The 17047-nt window shown below is 59.8% G+C and carries 17 protein-coding genes and 1 rRNA gene; 7 read left to right on the forward strand and 11 right to left on the reverse strand.

The annotated features are described in order from the left end of the window. Nucleotides 1-329: ribosomal RNA gene (locus ABNU55_RS14090) — 16S ribosomal RNA — on the reverse strand; the annotation flags it as partial. Between the two features lie 1146 nt (nt 330-1475). After that, nucleotides 1476-1904, reverse strand: coding sequence for a CBS domain-containing protein (locus tag ABNU55_RS14095; protein WP_290754309.1), 429 nt, complete (start codon nt 1902-1904; stop codon nt 1476-1478). Nucleotides 1905-2159: 255 nt separating this feature from the next. Here ABNU55_RS14095 and hfaA point away from each other — a divergent pair, with 255 nt between their 5' ends. The 5 genes from hfaA (at nt 2160) to ABNU55_RS14120 (ending at nt 6222) form a co-directional block, all read left to right on the forward strand. Then, nucleotides 2160-2576: a holdfast anchoring protein HfaA gene (gene hfaA / locus ABNU55_RS14100; RefSeq protein ID WP_290754311.1), complete on the forward strand. Its 417-nt coding sequence runs from the start codon at nt 2160-2162 to the stop codon at nt 2574-2576. Next, nucleotides 2573-3571 (forward strand): holdfast anchoring protein HfaB, encoded by a 999-nt coding sequence (hfaB, locus tag ABNU55_RS14105; RefSeq protein WP_290754313.1) that lies wholly within the window; start codon nt 2573-2575, stop codon nt 3569-3571. Before hfaA ends, hfaB begins: the two co-directional genes overlap by 4 nt. A 39-nt stretch (nt 3572-3610) precedes the next feature. Further along, nucleotides 3611-4906 carry a holdfast anchor protein HfaD gene (gene hfaD, locus ABNU55_RS14110; protein WP_290754315.1) on the forward strand — a complete coding sequence of 432 codons (1296 nt, stop codon included), beginning with the start codon at nt 3611-3613 and terminating at the stop codon, nt 4904-4906. A 107-nt stretch (nt 4907-5013) separates the two neighbouring features. Further along, nucleotides 5014-5397, forward strand: coding sequence for a DUF4345 family protein (locus ABNU55_RS14115; protein WP_290754317.1), 384 nt, complete (start codon nt 5014-5016; stop codon nt 5395-5397). Nucleotides 5398-5418: 21 nt separating this feature from the next. Continuing rightward, a complete protein-coding gene (locus ABNU55_RS14120) occupies nt 5419-6222 on the forward strand; it encodes a hypothetical protein (protein WP_290754318.1) in 804 nt (267 codons plus the stop codon). A 64-nt stretch (nt 6223-6286) separates the two neighbouring features. Here the strand turns inward: ABNU55_RS14120 and ABNU55_RS14125 are convergent, their stop codons facing one another. Both ABNU55_RS14125 and ABNU55_RS14130 read right to left on the reverse strand, forming a co-directional pair. After that, nucleotides 6287-8851, reverse strand: coding sequence for a TonB-dependent receptor (locus tag ABNU55_RS14125; protein ID WP_290754319.1), 2565 nt, complete (start codon nt 8849-8851; stop codon nt 6287-6289). Between the two features lie 222 nt (nt 8852-9073). Then, nucleotides 9074-10045 (reverse strand): hypothetical protein, encoded by a 972-nt coding sequence (locus ABNU55_RS14130; protein WP_290754320.1) that lies wholly within the window; start codon nt 10043-10045, stop codon nt 9074-9076. A gap of 204 nt (nt 10046-10249) precedes the next feature. Between ABNU55_RS14130 and ABNU55_RS14135 the strand changes: the two genes are divergently transcribed. After that, nucleotides 10250-10798 (forward strand): PAS domain-containing protein, encoded by a 549-nt coding sequence (locus ABNU55_RS14135; RefSeq protein ID WP_290754321.1) that lies wholly within the window; start codon nt 10250-10252, stop codon nt 10796-10798. 5 nt (nt 10799-10803) lie between these two features. Here the strand turns inward: ABNU55_RS14135 and ABNU55_RS14140 are convergent, their stop codons facing one another. Then, nucleotides 10804-11337, reverse strand: a complete 534-nt coding sequence (locus ABNU55_RS14140) for a gamma carbonic anhydrase family protein (RefSeq protein WP_290754322.1) — start codon at nt 11335-11337, stop codon at nt 10804-10806. A 245-nt stretch (nt 11338-11582) separates the two neighbouring features. On the opposite strand from ABNU55_RS14140, the gene ABNU55_RS14145 reads away from it, so the two are divergent. Further along, entirely contained in the window at nt 11583-12383 is an 801-nt protein-coding gene (locus ABNU55_RS14145; RefSeq protein WP_290754324.1) for a PhoH family protein, read from the forward strand. 63 nt (nt 12384-12446) lie between these two features. Here the strand turns inward: ABNU55_RS14145 and ABNU55_RS14150 are convergent, their stop codons facing one another. From ABNU55_RS14150 to ABNU55_RS14175, 6 genes are all read right to left on the reverse strand, one after another. Next, nucleotides 12447-14021 carry an ABC transporter permease/substrate-binding protein gene (locus ABNU55_RS14150; RefSeq protein WP_290754326.1) on the reverse strand — a complete coding sequence of 525 codons (1575 nt, stop codon included), beginning with the start codon at nt 14019-14021 and terminating at the stop codon, nt 12447-12449. Further along, nucleotides 14018-14728: an ATP-binding cassette domain-containing protein gene (locus ABNU55_RS14155; protein ID WP_290754329.1), complete on the reverse strand. Its 711-nt coding sequence runs from the start codon at nt 14726-14728 to the stop codon at nt 14018-14020. Before ABNU55_RS14155 ends, ABNU55_RS14150 begins: the two co-directional genes overlap by 4 nt. 65 nt (nt 14729-14793) lie before the next feature. Then, a complete protein-coding gene (locus ABNU55_RS14160; RefSeq protein ID WP_290754331.1) occupies nt 14794-15015 on the reverse strand; it encodes a DUF3126 family protein in 222 nt (73 codons plus the stop codon). Between the two features lie 73 nt (nt 15016-15088). Beyond that, on the reverse strand, nt 15089-15481 hold the full coding sequence (locus ABNU55_RS14165) for a hypothetical protein (protein WP_290754333.1): 393 nt from the start codon (nt 15479-15481) through the stop codon (nt 15089-15091). A gap of 60 nt (nt 15482-15541) precedes the next feature. Next, nucleotides 15542-16345 (reverse strand): serine O-acetyltransferase EpsC, encoded by an 804-nt coding sequence (gene epsC, locus ABNU55_RS14170; RefSeq protein WP_290754335.1) that lies wholly within the window; start codon nt 16343-16345, stop codon nt 15542-15544. Between the two features lie 76 nt (nt 16346-16421). Beyond that, the gene (locus ABNU55_RS14175; protein ID WP_348764495.1) at nt 16422-17024 is read right to left on the reverse strand and encodes a PilZ domain-containing protein; all 603 of its coding nucleotides are present in this window, start codon (nt 17022-17024) and stop codon (nt 16422-16424) included. Nucleotides 17025-17047: the final 23 nt, after the last annotated feature.

Raw genomic sequence — 17047 nt, forward strand, 5'->3', positions numbered from 1 at the left:
TGCAAGATTCCCCACTGCTGCCTCCCGTAGGAGTCTGGGCCGTGTCTCAGTCCCAGTGTGGCTGATCATCCTCTCAGACCAGCTATAGATCGTAGTCTTGGTAGGCCATTACCCCACCAACAAACTAATCTAACGCGGGCCGATCCTTCACCGATAAATCTTTCCCCCGAAGGGCGTATACGGTATTACCTTCCGTTTCCAGAAGCTATTCCGTAGTGAAGGGTACGTTCCCACGCGTTACTCACCCGTCTGCCACTATGTCGTTCGACTTGCATGTGTTAAGCCTGCCGCCAGCGTTCGTTCTGAGCCAGAATCAAACTCTCAGGTTGAGTGCTCGATCTCTGACGTTCTCGACCTCTTGGAATTAGAGGCCGGAAATTGCTGATTGCAATTTGCGTTTTGACGGGAAACCCTTTTCACAACATCACTGGCCGAAACCAGCAAAAGTGAAAGGTATTTCCTTGAAACGCATCGTCATGATCGCATTGGAGCCCCTGAGGGCTCCGCAAGCCGTTCATGCCGCCTGCGTTTCTCTTCCATAATCCTACGATGTCAAACAGCCGGGCCGGAGCCCTTTTTTGCCTCGGCGGAAGCAACCTGCCCCGCTTCGGAAGTGGCGGCTTATATGAGCCACCGAATTCCCCGTCAACACCCTTTTTTGCGCTTTCTGCAGAACTTCGCAGTGACCCGCGAAACCTGCAATTTGAAGCGCGAAACCCGGCTTTCGATCCGTGCCGCGAGGCACTGTCTCAACCAGTTGAGCGTCTCAGGAGAGGGCGGCATATATGAGGCCGTCCGAACTCCGTCAACACCCTTTTTCGCACCCTCTGCAGTTCGCGGCACAAGGCCAAAAAACCGCAGAAACATAAGCGCTTACCGTCCGTCCAGAACCCCGAAAGGTTCCTTCCGTCTGGCAGGTCGTCTCCAAGAGAAGGGCGGCTCTTAAAGACCGGCCCGACCCCCGTCAACAACCTTTTCAGCACCCTCTGCAGCTCTTGGCACAAGGCCATAAAACCGCAGAAACAAAAGCGCTTGCCGTCCGTCCAGAACCCCGAAAGGTCCCTTCCGTCTGGCAGGTCGTCTCCAAGAGAAGGGCGGCTCTTAAAGACCAGCCCGACCCCCGTCAACAACCCTTTTGCACTCTTCTGCAGCAACTAGCTGGAAGCCGGAAACTGCAGTGTTTGAAGCACAACCCGGATCCCGCGAAGCTCATCAGAACTTCGTTTTCACCGGAAGGTCTTTCCAGAAGAAGGGCGGCTTCTATTTGCCGGTCCGTCCTCCGTCAACAACCCTTCTGCACTTCCTTGACAGACTTGGCAGTTCACACCGCCACCCTGCCTTTTTGGCGCAAAACGCTGCCTTGCTGAGCCGACTATTCACCGGCCCCACATAGACAGAGGCGTTTCAGATGGAAAGGACCATATAGCTTCTGTTCGCTTACCTTGGCAAGGGCTAAATTCACCTGAACGGTGAGATTACTGCCCCTTTATATAATCTGCCATGGCGTCGGCCTCGGCGCGGGTTTCCTCGATCTTCCATTTGACGAGGTCGCCAATGGAGACGATCCCGGCGAGCTTGCCGTCGCGCATTACCGGCAGATGGCGCACGCGCCGGTCTGTCATACGGCCAAGACACTGGTCGAGCGATTCCGTGGGATTGGCCGTGATCACGCCGCGTGTCATCGACTCTTCGACACTCATCTGCAGCGCAGCGGCCCCGTGGCGGGCGAGCTGGCGCAGGATATCTCGTTCTGAGAGGACACCCGCGAGCCCCTCCCCACTCATCGCGACAACAGCGCCGATGCGTTCCTCGTCCAGAAAGCGGGCCGCTTCGGCAAGCGTCTGACTTGCGTCTATGGTCAGGACGTTGCCGCCCTTTGTCTTGAGAATCTGTTCGATGAGCATGCCATCCTCCCTGTGTTTATCGTTTTCGTTGTCACCTTCATAGCACAGGTAGGCGCCCGCGCGAAGGAATCCTCAAAGCCTCAACGCGTATCAGCGTGGCACAAAACGGAACATTTCCGGCCCTCCAGGGGGTACGAAGCCGGTGATGCCGCGCGACTCTGTTCCCCTGGGAGGCGAAATCGCCAGCACCTGCTCCCGCGAACTGGCACACCCATTGCAACCACCCCTGCCATCAACCCCAGAAGGGATCGGCAGATGAAACATATGACGCACACTCTTACCGCGGTCGCCGGCCTTATCGCCGCCGCCAGCGCGGCATTCGCGCCCGGCGCCAACGCCCAGGCCGCATCCAGCATGTCCCAGTTCGAACGTCCCTGGGGCTTCGCACCCGGGGAAGAAAGCCGTCCGTTTACCGCAACTTCACGTGATGCGAGCAATAACCGCGTCGTTATCAATGGCTTGATCAATGGCGGCACGGGTCTGGGGACCAGCCTCTATACAAGCTGGGGTCAGACAGAAGGCGCACCGGGCATGCTTGGATCAGGCACGGCAATTGGCAATCAGCTCAATGTGGTCACGAACGGCAGCTACAACACCGTCATCATCGACTCGACGCAGATCAATAATGGCGACCAGTCGGTCGTTCTCAATGGGGAGCTCGACCTGCAATGATCAATACCGCCGATAAAAAGAAGCCTGTTGCCAGACGCCTTTCCGGCGCTGTGCTCGGGGGGGCGATGCTTGTGACGGGCTGTATCTCCCCGGTCGCTGGCCCCGACGGCAACTATACGAGCCCGATCGGTAACGCCCCTGTGACGGCGAATCCGACCCCCTATTCCGACGGCCTGGTCTGCATGGGCCACTATGCCCGCCAGAGCGGCTATGCCGCCCCGCGAATCGCTGTCGGCCGCATCCTCGACTATACGGGCAAGGCCGATACGGAAGGTGGCCGGCGTGTGACCCAGGGCGCTTCGCTCATGGCAATCTCGGCTTTCGCGAAGGCCGGCGCGCGCCTTGTGGAGCGTTTTGACACCTCCGTCTCGGAGCTGGAGCTCAAATATTCAAATAACCGCCTGATCGGCGACGATATCCAGGACGATTATCGCCGCATCACCGCCGGCTCGATCCCGGGTTCCGATTATTACCTCATCGGCGGGATCACCGAACTCAACTACAATATCCGATCTATCGGTGCTGACGCCTTTGTCGGCGATGTCGACGCGACCGACCCGAAGGGCTCGCTCGGCGCCAAGCTTTATGTGATCAATGTCGGCCTGGATCTTCGCCTTGTGGAGACTGAGACGCTCGAAGTCGTCGACGTGATTTCCTACCAGAAGCAGATCATCGGCCGCGAAGTTTCGCTTGGTGTTTTCGACTTTGCCAATGGCAACGTGTTCGACATCGGTGTCGGTGGACGCGCCCAGGAGCCGATCCAGCTCGCGATCCGCTCCGTTCTGGAACGTGCCGTTCTGGAAATGATGGCGAATCTCTATGCCGCACCGACATCGGATGTTTGCTCGCTGACTGCTGGCGGCATCTCGACGAACAGTGTGACCGGCGATTTCCGCCCGGCTGGCGCGCCACTTGAAGAGTATAATGGACCCTCGCGGCAGTCTGTCTCTGCATGGCACAACCGCCGCGATCCTGTCCTGCGCGGGCGCAACTAGACCCGCTCTGGACACCAGGACTGTTTCACGGAGGCAAGCATGCCCAAGACTGCAGCGACATATTCCGTACTTCTCGCCCTCGCCCTGTCCGCGCCGGCAATGGCCTCGGCTCAGGATCGCCAGTACATTCCTTATATGGCCGATAGTGCAGATGGTGCCGGCGCCGAATCGGGCAGCCAGGTCTCTTCAGGCACGATCGACCAGGTGCAGTTCGGCGATGTGTGGTCGCAGATGGATGTCCAGCTGCCGGACCACACGCCCGACGCCGTGTCGACCTCCACCTCTGTCGGCAACCTTGCCAATGCGACGCTGAAGTCCGGAGACGTCGATTCGGAAGTCCGCCAGAGCTTTGATGCGGTCTCCCGCGCCACAAACAATCTCGAAGGCTATTCGGCCGGGACCGCGGTCTCGACCACCACAGCCTATGCAAACGCGTCTTCAGGCGGCACCAGTTATGGCTCAAACAGCTATTTTGCCCAGCAGGATGCAGAAGGCACAGTCGATGCGTACTCCCGGGTCGATCTCTTTCAGACGAATCAGGCCGCGGGGGCGACAACCGCAATCGCCAACGTCTCGACCAGCGACAATTATGACGGCTTCAGCATCAGCGACCAGACCCAGTACAGCAATGCCGACGTAACGGCGGAAACCGATGCCGATGTGTACCAGAATGGCACATCCGCCTCTTTCGCGACCACGGCGGGGGGAAACGCATCCTCGTCCACCGGCTATACGAGCACAGACTATAACCGCGCTCTCCAGCGCACCGAATCGGGCACGCGGGTTTCCGCCTCCACCGATGTCTATATGCGCGATGGCACCAATGTGACGGCTGCCACCAACAGCTTCGGCAACTCGGCAACCGTCAACAATGAATGGGGCTACGCAACGCTCGGTGTCGATGGCGAAGATACCGTTCAGGAAAATAACGCCGATATCGACGCGCAGAGCTATGTCACGCTCGACCAGTGGAACGGCTACGCCACGTCCAGCGCTTATGGCGTCGGCAACTCAGCCCTCATCTCGAATGTCGGCTCCGACACGGTCATGTATGCCGATCAGACCAATTCTGGCACGGTAACGAGCTATGCCAAGCTCGAAGGCGCGTCCTGGTCGGGCGGCGCCGGCATTCTCACCTCGACCGCCATCGGCAACGCAGCCACGGCAACGGTCTGCAACTATTGCAGCGAGGCCTCTGTCGGCGGGCGAATCAATCAGACCAACAGCGCCAACATCAACGCCTATGGCCAGGCCAATACGAGCTATGGCGGCGTCGTTCAGGGCTCTGCTACCGCTGTGGGCAATGCCGCAACCTTGCAGTCGCTGGGCAACTAAGACAGCCTCTCACACGACTCAGGATCTGCCGATCCTCGACCCCTGCCCTCAACTGACGGCAGGGGTTTTCGATTCGCCGCAGCGAAATCTGCCCTATATCGCCTTTCATGCTTACACGACTGTTTCTGGGGCTCATCGCCCTCATGTTTCTCGCCTTCGGCCTCTGGTCGATAATAGACCCAATCGGCATGACCTCGCGTCTGGACGTGACGGTATCTGGCCCAAACGCGGCGTTCGAGATGCGTGGCATCTTTGGCGGGGTCAGCCTCGCCGCTTCCATCCTGACAGGCGTAGGTGCCCTCAGCCCCGCCCGATTCGAACGTCCGGCGCTCTGGTTCCTCATGGTCTATATGGGCGGCTACACCCTCGCTCGTCTCGTCTCGCTCATTGTTGGCGATAACCCGACCTTTAATGGCTGGGCGTTCGCGAGCTTTGAGATTTTGAGCTTTGTTCTTGCCGCGCTCGCGCTTAACGTACGAAAGCAATCTTAGATATTGCCAGAGGCGGAAACAATGGTGCTGGCAGGACTAGTCCTTCAATTGCACGCCGGTGCATTTCAGCTTCCGCGGCCAGCCTCCGCCATCAGCAACGCTGAATGCCTGCCTTATGCAAGCTTCGAGCAGATCATTGATTCCTATTCAGGTGTCTTTCTGGGTGAGATGCATGGCCAGATCCAGTCGGCCAAACTTGTTGGATGTCTCGCAGAAATGGTGCGTGACGCTGGACTGGAACCGGTCATTTCACTCGAGCTCTCTGAAATGGCAGAATTTCGTTTGGGGAAACTTGAATATTCGGGCCGCGTAGGCCGATCAGTAGCGGTCCCGGAACTCGTCTGCAGGGTTGCCACTCTGTTTGAGGACGGCATTGCAGATCTCAGTTTTCATGCCCCGGCCAATGGCCGCATTCGTCCGGACGGCGGATTCGACTCAACTTTTCACGAACAGGGGCGCGCCGAACTCATCGAATCCGAACTTGTAGCTGGCCGGTTCGTGATAGCTCTTTCCGGTTGGATCCACGTTCAGAACGCCCATAACCGGACCGGGGGCCGCCTCGATGCAAAGGCAGGCTACTTTCTGCCTGAATCAGTTGCGCTTGTAAGGCTGACCTACACCTCGGAAAGCACGGCGCGAAACTGTCGGCTGGGCGGCAACTGCGATGTGCACGACCAACAAGTAACGGCCCACACGCCGCCTTTCACGCTGGCGCCATATGTGACGGACAGGTTCGACTATGAATTCAATGTCGGGCGCCTGACCCCGTCCTCCGGTGCTGAGGGGTATATGAAGTGCCCCGGCTACGAGCGGGCGTTTCAATAAGAAAAAACCCCGCCAGCGGCACTGGCGGGGTCTCTCAATAATGAATGCCGACTGGCGGCAGAGCCTAGAAGTTCACCTTCAGCTCGGCTCCGTACATGGCCGGCAGGCCTGGATAGACGGCAATCGTACCAGTCTGCTCCGGCACAGAGAAGGAAGCGAGGTTGTAATACTCATCGGTGATGTTCTCACCGAAGATCGCAAACTCCCAGCGTCCATCTGCCGACTGAAGGCCGATGCGGCCGCCAAGCAGGGTGTAGGCGTCATTGTCCGCAATGCCGGCCGTGGTTGCCGAGGTCGTGTGCTCGGAGCTGTAGCGGGCATTGAGGTGGAAGACCGCCTTAAGGTCCGGCGTAACGTCATAGAGGTAGGTACCGGACGCCGTCACGACATGCTCAGGTATCTGGGTCAGCTGTGTGCCACCCTCTGCCAGAAGCTCGTTCTGACCATTGCCGAGCGGCGTGATCACGTCACCCTGACGCTCTGCCTTGGTATAGGCATAGCCGCCCTGCAGCGTGAGGCCTTCGGCCGGAATGATCGAGGCGTCGAGCTCCAGACCATAGCTTTCCACGTCAGAGTTGATGACGCGGAAATTGGTGCCCGTGAAGAAGTTCTCCTGGAAGTCCTGCACATCCTGGAAGAAGATCGCACCGTTCAGCGTCGCATTGAGCGTATTGAACGAGCTCTTCCAGCCCAGCTCGTAGCTGTCGACCGTCTCGGAATCAAACTTGAGGTCCGAAGGCTGAGCGCCATCGCCGCCAAACAGCACGCTGTCGAAGCCAGAGCGGTCGAGGTTATAGCCACCCGACTTGAAGCCGCGCGAATAGGAGGCATAGGCCATGAAGTCCGGCGTGAAGTCGTAGGCCAGTTTCGCCGTACCGGTGAGATTGGTCTCATCGAAGCTGTCGCTGTCGGTGCCATTGTATTCACTGTTGACCGCCGGGTTACAGTTCAGCAGGGCAAGCTGGCTCGCATTGATGGCGGCAAGCTGCTGGAGCACCGACTGACCATCGGGCGTGAAATAGAACTCACATGATGGCGTAACGGAATTGAGATCGTATTCGATCTCCTTTTCCTCATAGTTGAGGCGCAGACCTGCCGTCGCCGTCAGCTTGTCGCTGACCGCATACTCATTGTGGGTGAAGAGCGCAGCGGCATTGGTCGTCACGTCAAACACGTCGTTGTTCTGGCCGCCGCCATTCACAAGACCGGGGACAAAATAGGACGGAAGGCCCGCGGGAACGCCAGGGGCAATCCGCAGAGCCGGGCCGTTCGGCGTTGAGACAAACAGTGAAGGCACTGCCGAGCCGAGCGAACCGGTCAGCTGGAAACCCGTTGGGGCCAGCGCATTGGCTGTAGACCCGGCCGTAACAAGGTCGGTGTAGATATTGGCCTGCGACCCGGTGCGGATCGTATCGGTATAGCCAAGCTCCTCATTCATGTAGAAGCCGCCGACCAGCCAGTCGAGATCGCCCCAATTGTCCTGCAGGCGCACTTCCTGGGTGAAGACATCATCGGTGATGGTGGTGCCATCGCGATAGGCCCGGTCGATACCGGAGAAATCGATGTCCTGCGAACGTTTGGCCTGCCAGTCGCGATAGGCGGTGATGGAGGTCAGGTTGATCGTACCGATACGGTTGCGATACTCGCCGGAAATGCCCCATTCATTGACATCGTCGTTAATGGGCCGGTTCGGGGACAGCGCCACTTTGAGATCTTCCGGCTGTGCATCGGCAAAGCCCTGAAGGCCGGCAAAAGCAGCACCGGTGGTGACCGCTGCGCCCGTCGCGCCCTGCACAAGATTCACGCCGATACAGCAATCTTCATCCGTGCGGGCATGGTCTGCGATAATACGCAGGCTCGCATCGTCCTTTTCGAACAGCATCTGGCCGCGGATCAGGAAACGGTCGAGATTGTTGAATTCGCGGTCGGAATTCACGTCGTCGATATAACCGTCGCGCTGACGCAGCCTGACATCGAGGCGCGTGGCGACGTTCTCCGCGATCGGGCCGGTCACCATCGCTTCGGTCGCGAACATGTTGTAATTGCCGGTCGATACGCCGAGCGTGGCTTCAGGATCAAACTGCGGACCAGCCGTATTGATCGAGACGACGCCGGCCGAGGTGTTGCGGCCAAAGAGCGTGCCTTGCGGGCCGCGAAGCACTTCGATGCTGCGAAGCTCTGGAAGCTCGGCCAGGGCAACGCCTGTCCGGGTACGGTAAACGCCATCAATCAGCACGCCGACAGCCGGTTCGAAGCCTGGATTGTTCGACCCCGTACCGATCCCGCGGATGGCAATGGAGGTGCCGGACGCGGCCGACTCGCTCTGCGCGATCTGGATCGACGGTGCGATCTGCTCAATATCGTTGAGGCGGGCAACGCCTGTGTCTTCCAGAAGCGAGGCATCGAACGCGGTAACCGACACCGGAACGTCCTGCACGGTCGTGCCCGAACGGCGGGTGGCTTCAACCACAACGGCATTCAGGCGGCGCTGGCCATCATCGGCCTGTTCGCTATCCTGTGCCGAGGCTGAAAAGACCGGAACACTCATCAGTGCGGCAAGGCCAACACCTGCGCAAAGCGACATTTTCATCGCCTGCGACTTCACAGTAGGTTTGGGAAGAAACCTCATCTAACGTCTCCAAATGTTGTGATTATTCTTTGCTATCCGAGCCTCTGACGGACTCTCCGTCCCTTTAGCAGCGCTATGCAGGGATGCAAGCCTGAAACCCACATACTCATCATTTTAGAGGAACAAATCGTACCCAAGGGTGAAAAAAACGCTGCGCAGATCCTGCGCAGCGTTTCTCCCTCGACGTGCCAGTGGCAACATCCCCTCTGATGGCCTGTTCGTCTAGTAGACGCCCTGGCCTACCCCGCCGTCGAAAACCATGGGTTTGCCTTCCGCATGGCGGACACGTTGAACCTGACGGGTGACTTCCTTCATGACGGTACGCGTCTGGGGCACGCAGACTTCTTCGGCCATACGCGCTTCGATGATCTTGATGCCGGGGCCGTAACGGCGCAGCAGCGAACGTTCATTACAGTCGCGCTGCGGCGTCTGCGGCGCGCAGCTCAGCTCACCGCCGGGGCGGTGAACAAGCGCCTCGCCTTTTTCGCACGCCATGGTCTGGCCGTGGTCGAAACTGGCCTGCCCATTGACGAGCTCGCCCAGATTGACCTGAAGCCGCGTCCCGGCAAGGCAGCGGAAGACCTCGCCGCTATAGCCCGAAGCAACGTCACGGCCGCCATCGACCTGCGACGCCGGATGTGGCGCTCCGGTGTCGTCGATACAGACAGCCTGCACGGCGCGGTAGGCCATGTGGTAGCTCACCTGATCGACGCAGTATTCTTCCGTGGTCGGGACCTGTTCGGTGACCGTGTCGGTATAGGTTTCATCTGCCCCGGTCACATCCAGCGTGCCGATGGATGTGACACCAACCGGTGCAACACCGCCGAAACCACCGCCGCCGCCACCATAGACAACGACTTCGCTGGAGGCGGAGGCCCCCGCCGTCACATTTAGATAGCTTTGCGCGGAGACATTCAGATTGCCACCGTGCACGTTTACATTGGTGCCGCCAATCGTGATGTTCGGACCCGCCACATTTACGCCCGGCACATTGACGCCATGCCCCTTACCGCCCTGACAGCAAGGTGAGCCATGCCCGCCACCATTATAGGTTGGCGGCGGCGGAGGGGCCGGCTTGCATGTGTTGCAGCCATGACTGCCCCCATTCCCGCCTGCCCATGCCAGACCGGACAGAGTAATAAGGATAGCGGCGCCTGCACCGGCGAACAGAGTGTGTCGTGTTGAAACGCGCATGAGGGGTCTCCGTGGCTCTTCGCCTGAGGAGGTGCACACAGCGTGCCATTTCTCGCCCCATTCGCGAAAAATGTTCCGATGCCGGAAGATGACGCGTCTCAGACACCGTTAAGAACTGGCCCATTGCTTGCGATGCCCCCGGCGACCGCCATGCGGACGACAAAGCTGTCCCATCCATGAATAAGTAATAAGAAGCAGGCCCCGATGCTCGATAGAACCCTCCATCCGAACAGCCAGACCCTTCTGTCTGCCTGGCAGCGCATGAATATTGCTGCATCGGACCTCCCGGCAGGGCCGACCACACGTGATCATCCAGACCTCATAGAGCGGCTATTCGTTATTCAGCAGGAAGGGGCCGATCACTGGCTGTTCCGCACCGCCGGCGCGCAGCTCCAGTCATCGCTCGGCCGAGAGCTGGCCGATCACGATTTTCTGGGCGTCTGGACCGGCTATGACCGCGAAATGCTGGTCCAGCTTCTTCGCATGGTGACGCAGGAGAGACTTCCCGGCATCGTTCGCGCCAGAGGCGAGTCCCTGACCGGTGAGCGTGTCGATATCGAGATGACACTCGCCCCTCTTGCCAAGCCTCCTCATCAGGACGGCGGTGCCCGGATCCTTGGCCTTTATCAGGCCCTGGGCGGGGAAAGCTTCCTGCGCGGGCGCCCGGTCTGGCGCCACCGGCTCACGGCCATCTACCCGCCAGACCCGCGCAAGGACGAACCACGTCTCAAACTGGTCGCGAGCAACGACTAGGTCCGCTAGCCATCAATCCGGGTCAGTCCCGATTTGAACCGCTTCCAGTTGTCGACATAGACCTGCGCAGACGCGGCAATCATCTGTGCTGCGCCCTCATCCAGCTCCCGCACCACCTTGCCTGGCGATCCCATGACGAGCGAATTGTCCGGGATTTCCTTGCCTTCGGGAATGAGGGAATGCGCCCCGATGATACAGTTCTTGCCGATCTTGGCCCGGTTGAGGATCGTCGACCCGATCCCGATCAGCGTGCCATCGGCGATCGTGCACCCATGCAGCATCACCATATGGCCGACAGTGACATTCTTCCCGATGGTCAGCGGAACGCCATGATCGGTATGCAGCACGCTGCCATCCTGAATGTTGGAGTTCTCGCCAATCTCGATCGGATCATTGTCTCCGCGAAGGACGGCATTGAACCAGATGCTCGCATTCTCCTTCAGAATCACCCGGCCCAGAACCGTTGCATTCTCCGCCACCCAATAGTTCCCGCTTTCGGGAGTGCTCGGTTTGACGCCATCAAGGTCGTAAAGTGCCATATGTGAGGGCCTCCATTGTCATAAAACTTTATTGGCTGACCCGGGCTGGTTAACCGGGTCTTAATACTGGTAATCTCTAATGGTGATGAGATTCGCGAGGCAAGTGCTGATGGTCCAGAGACCATTCCTGACACCTACCCCGCCCGGCCCACCGCCTGGGTCCGGAGCTTTTCTCTCCCCGTTCTTCGTCGCCGCCCGGCAGGTTTGCCCGGCGGTTTTTTTGTGCCCGAAAAGGAGATCCTCAAATGGGTAAACGTGCCGCAACCAAGCGTCAGAAAGCCAGAGCCGAGATTGAAGCCATGGGCTTCCTCGAGGAAATGGGCGGCAAATCCAGGCAGGAGGCCCGGCTGTACGCCATCAATGGCGGCTGGCACCCCGACGATGCCGACAAGGTGAGGAATCCAAACACACCGCGCGACCAGCGCTATCAGAAGAATGTCAAACCCCGCTCGGAAAATCAGGCCCGCCTGATGAAGGCGCTGGAGACAAAATCACTCGTCTGCGCGCTCGGCCCGGCTGGTACGGGCAAGACCTATCTTGCCATCTGCAAGGCGGTCGAGGCGTTGCAGTCCGGCAAGGTGGCCCGCATCATCCTGTCGCGCCCTGCGGTCGAGGCCGGCGAGCAGATTGGCTTCCTCCCGGGCGCCATGGAAGACAAGCTCGCCCCCTATCTGCGCCCGCTCTACGACGCGCTGGCCGACCGGCTTTCACCGCAGCAGCTCAAACACATGATGGGCGAAGGCCTGATCGAGATCGCGCCCATAGGCTTCATGCGCGGGCGCACGCTGAACAATGCCTTTGTCGTCATCGATGAAGCGCAGAACTGCACCTATACGCAGCTCAAGATGCTGCTGACCCGGCTTGGCTGGCACTCCACCATGGCGGTGACAGGCGACCCGAACCAGTCCGACCTCTTGCCGTCCCTCTCGGGTCTTGCGCAGGCGGCTGAAAAGCTAGCCGGGCTTTCGGATGCGGAAGTCATCTATCTTGAAGGCCAGGATATTGTGCGCCACCCGCTCGTCGCTGAAATGCTCGGCGTCCTCTGAAGCAGCGGCCCAAATACCAGGCTGGAAACGGGCGGTCAGAAAGGCCGCCCGTTTTCATGTGCGCTACTCCTCTTGCGGAAAGACCTGTTCATATAGCCAGGCACCCGCCTCGGCGACGCTGCCGCGCTCCAGATCGACACGCGAATTCGCCTGCCGCATCAGCTCGGTCGATATCTTTCCCTCAAGGCTTTCGAGCACATTGAGAAGCGCCGTATTCTCGCGGCCCTGCGGAGAAACAAGCAGAAAGGCGTCATAGGGCGGCAGGACAGCGCGCGGATCGTCCAACAGGACAAGGTCGTAGGCATCGATCCGGCCATCCGTCGTATAGGCGGTGATCAGACCGACTTCGCCGCGGCGAACCGCGTCATACATGAAAGCCGAATCCATACTGCGGATGGACAGGTTCTGAAGGCCATAGGCATCGCGCGTGCGGGTCCATTCGGGACGGCCGAAGAATTCAGGATCGCTGGCAATCGACAAGGGCTTGCCTGCCACATCACCGATTGTCTCAAGATTGTACCGCGCCGCCGTTTCCGGGCTGGTGGCGAACGCATAGGCGTTCTCGAAACCGAGCTTGCCAAGTGCCAGCACACCGCGCTGGTCCAGCAGCCAGGCGGTAACCTGCGCATACATGTCGGAACGCTGGGCCGGCTCATCCTGCTTCATCAGGCTCGCCCAGACCGTACCAGTATAATCGACATAGATATCGATTGAATCATTCGCCAGCGCGTCAAACGCGACCGTGGTTCCCAGACCTTCACGTGTCTGGACCCTGGCACCCTCGGCTTCCAGTTTCCGGCGGATGAGATCGGCCAGGATATATTGTTCGGTGAACGCCTTGCTGCCCACGGTGAACGTCTGGCCCTGGAGGGGCTGCGATGCGGCGACCTCGGCAGGCGCGGCGCCAGAGCTGCCGGTCCCGGCTCCAGCACCTGCGCCCGCAGGGATAAATATACTCAATGCGGGGAGGATAATCAGCACAAGACCGGCCATACCCGCCAGTGCATGGGAGCGCTTGCGGTCACGGGCCGACTTTTCGAACTGCGCGATGATCTGGTCGAGGGCGAGCGCCAGAGCTGCCGAAACGAGACAGCCGAACAGCACCGCTGTCCAGTTACGGGTCTGAAGACCCTGAAAGATGTAATTGCCAAGACTGCGCGCCCCGACCGGCGTGGACAGGGTCGCGGTGCCGACCACCCAGGCCGATGCGGTACGCAGCCCAGCGACAATGACAGGAGCGGCTAATGGAAGATCGATTTCCTTGAGCCGCTGGCGCGCGGTCATCCCCACGGCCAGCGCAGCTTCGCGCACATCGCTGTCCACGCCGCGCAAGCCGACAATCGTGTTTCGTAACATGGGCAGAATGGAATAGAGCGAGAGCGCCGCAAATGCCGGCCAGAAGCCGATCATGCCGCCCATCAGCGGCACCATCAGCGCAAGCAGGGCGATCCCCGGTATGGTCTGCACGATGCTGGCCGTGGCGAGGGCGGGCCCTGCAAAATGGCGTTGGCGCGCGGCCAGTATCCCGGCGGGAATGGAGATTACGAGACCGGTAAGAAGTGCGCCGAGCGCAAGCTTCAGGTGGCCGGCATAATTGGCGGGAAAGACAGCGAGCTCTTCTGCCAGAAAGCCGTTCATCCGCCCTGGTCCCCGAATGCCTTGCCAACCGTCTCAGCCAGTTGGCGCGGCGCGGCAAGAAGATCGCGCACTGTGTCATTGGCCGGGCTGGCGATGAGTTCTGCGGGCGCCCCTTTCTGGATGATCCGGCCGCCATCCATGACGGCAACCCGGTCTCCAAGCCGGAGCGCTTCGGCAAAATCATGCGTCACGAGCACGGAGGCAAAGCCAAGCTCTGATTTCAGGCGGGCGATATCATCGATAAGTCCGGTCCGGGTCAGCGGGTCCAGCGCGGCGAATGGCTCGTCCATCAGAATGATGTCAGGCTCTCCGGCAAGCGCGCGGGCAAGGCCGACACGCTGGCGCTCGCCTCCGGACAGCGCGGCCGGATATCTCTCCGCATAGGTTTCCGCCGGCAGGCCCACCATGGAAAGCAGCTCACGCAGCTTTCTTTCCTGGCGCGCGTCCGCCCAGCCCAGAAGGCGGGGCGTGACCAGCACGTTCTCTCTCACGGTGCGATGCGGAAAAAGCCCGGCGCTCTGGATCACGAACCCGATGCGCCGGCGCCACTCATGGGCCGGCATGTCGTGCGCGTTCAAACCGCCAAGCCGGACCTCACCCTCATCGGGTTCGATCAGCCGGTTGAGCATTTTCAGCGTCGTCGTCTTGCCGCAGCCTGAATGTCCGATCAACGCAAGCGTCTCGCCCGATGCGAGATCGAAACTCACCGCATCGACAACCCGGGTCTCACCAAACTGCTTGCTGAGCCCCTCGGCAGAGAGAAGCGCGGTGCTCAGTCGCCCAGATCCTCTGAGAGGACCGTCATCTGGAACTGGTAGGAGGTCTCGCCTTCGTCGACATCCTTGTAGATCACCGCAATGAACTCAGAGCCCAGATAGACTTCGACGGAATCATCGGTCTGCGACCGGCTCACGAGCCGGATCTCGGGGTTCAGCTTGTTCTTGAGATAGGTCTCCAGAAGCTGGGTTTCGTTCTTTTTCAGATCTTCGCTCATCTTCGTCTCCTGTATTGCCGAAGAGAGCTATAGCAATTGTCGCCCGGCTGGAACGGCGCGGCGGCGGATTTCTTCAGTTCCTGGTATAGGTCGGCGGCACGTCTTCGGACGGGTCGAAGGCGCGGCGTTTGAATTCGTCGCCATCCTTCTCTTTCGGATTGGCGAGCCGCCACATGAGACCGAAAAGCCAGGCGACAAATTCGACAAAGGCCCTGGCGATCAGCGTCATGAGGATACCGAATATGGTGGTCTCGTTCACGAAGTTCCGGAACACGGCGACCGCCGTCTGCGGAATATCCGGGTTCCGGATGATGTCGAGATTGGCGATCCAGTTTGCGACATCATTCACTTGATTGAGCTGGCGCGGGAAAAAGACAATGCCGAGCAGCATCAGGATGATGACCATGAAGAATGTCGCGACGATCTTGATTGAGACCATCGACAAACCGCGAAACAGTTTCAGCATAAGGGACCCCCGTGCATGCACGGGAAGTTCTATGCGAATCTCATGCCGATATCCAGCAAGCTAGGACGATTCAGGAAGCGTCTGATCCATATTGCGCGCAGGCGCCTTGCCCTCTCCGCCAACGACACGTGCCGGAACGCCAGCCACAGTCGTGCGCGCGGCAACATCCTTCAGGACGACGCTACCGGCAGCAATCTTGGCCTCGTCTCCGACATGGATGTTACCCAGCACCTTTGCGCCAACCGAAACCAGGACGCCACGGCCGATCTTCGGATGCCGGTCACCGACCTCCTTGCCGGTCCCGCCAAGCGTGACCCCCTGAAGGATGGAGCATCCATCGCCGACCTCTGCCGTCTCACCGATGGTGATATTGGTCGCGTGGTCCAGCATGACACCGCTGCCCATCTTCACGGCCGGATGGATATCCACGCCAAAACGTTCGCTGGCCCGTGACTGCAAGTGGAAGGCAAGCGTCTCGCGCCCTTCGCGCCAGAGCCGGTTGGCTACGCGCTGGGTCTGCAGGGCAAGGAAACCCTTGAAGAACAGGAAAGGCTGCAACATGCCCCGGCAGGCCGGGTCGCGCTCAAGCACAGCCTGCATGTCGCGTTCGGCCGCCTCGACCAGGCCGGGCTCGTGATCATAGCAATGAGCGATCACATGACGTATCTGCTGAGCACCGATCTCGGGCCCCGCAAGCTTTTCGGCAAGATGAAAGGAAAGCGCCTGGCAAATCGTGTCATGCGAGAGGATCGCCGCATCGATATAGCTCGCCAGCGCCGGCTCGTCGGAGGCTGCAGCGCGCGCTTCGAAACGCAGGCGCCGCCACGGCGGCGGCGGTGCACCAATGTCGGGGTTCTCGGCCATGCTCGCAGCAGTCTCCATATTGCAGTCTACGCACATGGATGGACCGGTCACCGGCTTCAAGTGACAACCGGCAAGATCAGAAGGTTTCCGACTTTGGAATATACCGGATCGCAAAGCCGTTACGCAGCGTGCGAACGACCTCCCCCTTCAGATGTCCGACACTTACCGTCTCGCCGACATAGGGTGAAGGCCCATCTGTCTCGAAAGCCGCACCCGTCAGGGAGATATCGACTGTACGGCATTGCAGGACACGGCCGTCTTCGCGCGTGACAAGGGCCGGTCCGCCAGCCGCATATCTCGGCGCCTCGCGCTCATCGGCCAGGCCCAGCACCTGCTTGTTGAACAGCCAGGTCAACCGGTCGGCAATCTTGTCCTTCTTGCGGTCGGTCACCAGAAACCGAACCGCGAACCCGTCCTCTGTCGGACGAACCACTTCGCATTCGATGCGCCCGATTTCGTCGAGATAGCAGATAAGACGTGAGAGCGGCGGGAGCTGGTGACGGGAGACAAAACGCGCCCCGCCACAGGAGACGTCACGGGTCAGCAGACCCTGGTCCCGGCTGCCCTCGGCGAGGAAACGTCCGTTCAACTCGACGAGAACACGCTTGTTCCGGCGCCGCTCGTCTCGCGACATGCGGGGCGTACGAGCCGTAGCCCGTCTTTGTTTGAGAGCGTCCACTACGGCCTCCTGGCACTCTTTTT

Origin of the sequence: uncultured Henriciella sp., from assembly GCF_964005855.1 — a bacterium.
Classification (GTDB): Bacteria; Pseudomonadota; Alphaproteobacteria; order Caulobacterales; family Hyphomonadaceae; genus Henriciella.

Excerpts from the sequence above, each read along its gene's own strand:
- hfaA (WP_290754311.1), top strand. The coding sequence starts at position 2,160 with ATGAAACATATGACGCACACTCTTACCGCGGTCGCCGGCCTTATCGCC.
- ABNU55_RS14125 (WP_290754319.1), bottom strand. The coding sequence starts at position 8,851 with ATGAGGTTTCTTCCCAAACCTACTGTGAAGTCGCAGGCGATGAAAATG.
- hfaD (WP_290754315.1), top strand. The coding sequence starts at position 3,611 with ATGCCCAAGACTGCAGCGACATATTCCGTACTTCTCGCCCTCGCCCTG.
- hfaB (WP_290754313.1), top strand. The coding sequence starts at position 2,573 with ATGATCAATACCGCCGATAAAAAGAAGCCTGTTGCCAGACGCCTTTCC.
- ABNU55_RS14120 (WP_290754318.1), top strand. The coding sequence starts at position 5,419 with ATGGTGCTGGCAGGACTAGTCCTTCAATTGCACGCCGGTGCATTTCAG.
- ABNU55_RS14150 (WP_290754326.1), bottom strand. The coding sequence starts at position 14,021 with ATGAACGGCTTTCTGGCAGAAGAGCTCGCTGTCTTTCCCGCCAATTAT.
- ABNU55_RS14140 (WP_290754322.1), bottom strand. The coding sequence starts at position 11,337 with ATGGCACTTTACGACCTTGATGGCGTCAAACCGAGCACTCCCGAAAGC.
- ABNU55_RS14145 (WP_290754324.1), top strand. The coding sequence starts at position 11,583 with ATGGGTAAACGTGCCGCAACCAAGCGTCAGAAAGCCAGAGCCGAGATT.
- epsC (WP_290754335.1), bottom strand. The coding sequence starts at position 16,345 with ATGGCCGAGAACCCCGACATTGGTGCACCGCCGCCGCCGTGGCGGCGC.
- ABNU55_RS14165 (WP_290754333.1), bottom strand. The coding sequence starts at position 15,481 with ATGCTGAAACTGTTTCGCGGTTTGTCGATGGTCTCAATCAAGATCGTC.
- ABNU55_RS14135 (WP_290754321.1), top strand. The coding sequence starts at position 10,250 with ATGCTCGATAGAACCCTCCATCCGAACAGCCAGACCCTTCTGTCTGCC.
- ABNU55_RS14115 (WP_290754317.1), top strand. The coding sequence starts at position 5,014 with ATGCTTACACGACTGTTTCTGGGGCTCATCGCCCTCATGTTTCTCGCC.
- ABNU55_RS14130 (WP_290754320.1), bottom strand. The coding sequence starts at position 10,045 with ATGCGCGTTTCAACACGACACACTCTGTTCGCCGGTGCAGGCGCCGCT.
- ABNU55_RS14095 (WP_290754309.1), bottom strand. The coding sequence starts at position 1,904 with ATGCTCATCGAACAGATTCTCAAGACAAAGGGCGGCAACGTCCTGACC.
- ABNU55_RS14160 (WP_290754331.1), bottom strand. The coding sequence starts at position 15,015 with ATGAGCGAAGATCTGAAAAAGAACGAAACCCAGCTTCTGGAGACCTAT.